General features: G+C 69.6%; 2 protein-coding genes and 1 pseudogene. All 3 read right to left on the reverse strand.

Annotated features, from left to right (window positions below):
- Positions 1 to 224 (reverse strand): DUF4191 family protein (locus B4M60_RS09825; protein ID WP_291082962.1); only part of this gene is annotated, 224 nt, incomplete at its 3' end.
- A gap of 66 nt (positions 225 to 290) precedes the next feature.
- Positions 291 to 1,301 (reverse strand): lipoyl synthase, encoded by a 1,011-nt coding sequence (lipA, locus tag B4M60_RS09830; protein WP_291082965.1) that lies wholly within the window; start codon positions 1,299 to 1,301, stop codon positions 291 to 293.
- 21 nt (positions 1,302 to 1,322) lie between these two features.
- Positions 1,323 to 1,439: pseudogene (locus B4M60_RS09835) on the reverse strand (lipoate-protein ligase B); the annotation flags it as partial.

Below are 1,439 nucleotides of genomic sequence, written 5' to 3' on the forward strand. Positions count from 1 at the left end.
CCCAGCGGGAGCATCCACCACTCGCCGCCCCAGAGCGTGCCGATCAGGAAGAAGACGACGGCCGAGAGCACGAGCGCCCCGATCATCAGCGGCCACAGGAGCTTGTCCTGCTTGGACTGGATCTTCAGCGCCTCCCACATCTGCCCGCGCTGTTCCCTGCCGGCCGCTCGCCGTGCGGCCCTGGCCGCCTTCTTGTCCGCCTTGCTGACCTCGCTCTTCGCCATGCCACACAGGATACGTGCCGACCCCCGCGGCCCGGGAACCGCGGCTCCGGCAGGGGGGAGGAGGGCTCAGGCGCGGGAGCGCGCCAGCACGCTGGAGGCCTCCTGGGAGGCGGAGCCCCCGGACGTCAGGTGCTCAAGGTTCTCCGGAATGACCTGCCCGCGATGCTCCAGCGCCTGGACATACAGGCGGCCGGCCCGATACGAGGACCGGACGAGCGGCCCCGCCATGACCCCCGCGAAGCCCATCTCGCGGGCCTGGTCGGACAGCTCGACGAACTCCTCGGGCCTGACCCACCGGTCGATCGGGTGGTGCAGCGGGCTGGGGCGCAGGTACTGCGTGATGGTGAGGATGTCGCAGCCGGCGGAGTGCAGGTCGCCCATCGCCTCGACGATCTCGGCGGTGGTCTCGCCCATCCCCAGGATGAGGTTGGACTTGGTGACCAGACCGAAGTCGCGCGCCGCGCGGATGACCTGGAGTGAGCGGTCGAACCGGAACGCCGGACGGATGCGCTTGAAAATGCGGGGGACCGTCTCGAGATTGTGTGCCAGCACCTCGGGGCGTGACTCGAAGACCTCCGCCAGCTGGTCCGGGTCCCCGTTGAAGTCGGGGATGAGGTTCTCCACGCCGGTGTTGGGGTTGAGCTCGTGGATCTTGCGGACCGTCTCGGCGTACAGCCACGCCCCGCCGTCCGCGAGGTCGTCGCGGGCGACGCCCGTGATGGTCGAGTAGCGCAACCCCATCTCCCGGACGGACTCCGCCACGCGCCGGGGCTCGTCGCGGTCGAGCGCAGCGGGCTTGCCGGTGTCGATCTGGCAGAAGTCGCATCGGCGTGTGCACTGCTCGCCGCCGATGAGGAAGGTGGCCTCGCGGTCCTCCCAACACTCGTAGATGTTGGGGCAGCCCGCCTCCTCGCACACGGTGTGGAGTCCACCGGTCTTGACGAGGCTCTTGAGTTCCTTGTACTCCGGACCCATCGTGGCCCGGGTCCGGATCCATGCAGGCTTGCGTTCGATCGGCGTCTCGGCGTTGCGGGCCTCGATGCGGAGCAGCTTGCGGCCTTCCGGGGTCACAGTCACGGCCGCCAGCCTACGCGCCGATCACACCAGGGGTAGACGACCGTCGAGGGCCTCCACCATGTCGGAGGTGACCTGGTCCAGCACCTCCGCCACGGTGACCCGGCGACCGAGCTCGGCGGACAGCGAGGTGACCCCGGC

This window comes from Dietzia sp. UBA5065 (assembly GCA_002415925.1).
In the GTDB taxonomy this organism is placed as follows: domain Bacteria; phylum Actinomycetota; class Actinomycetes; order Mycobacteriales; family Mycobacteriaceae; genus Dietzia.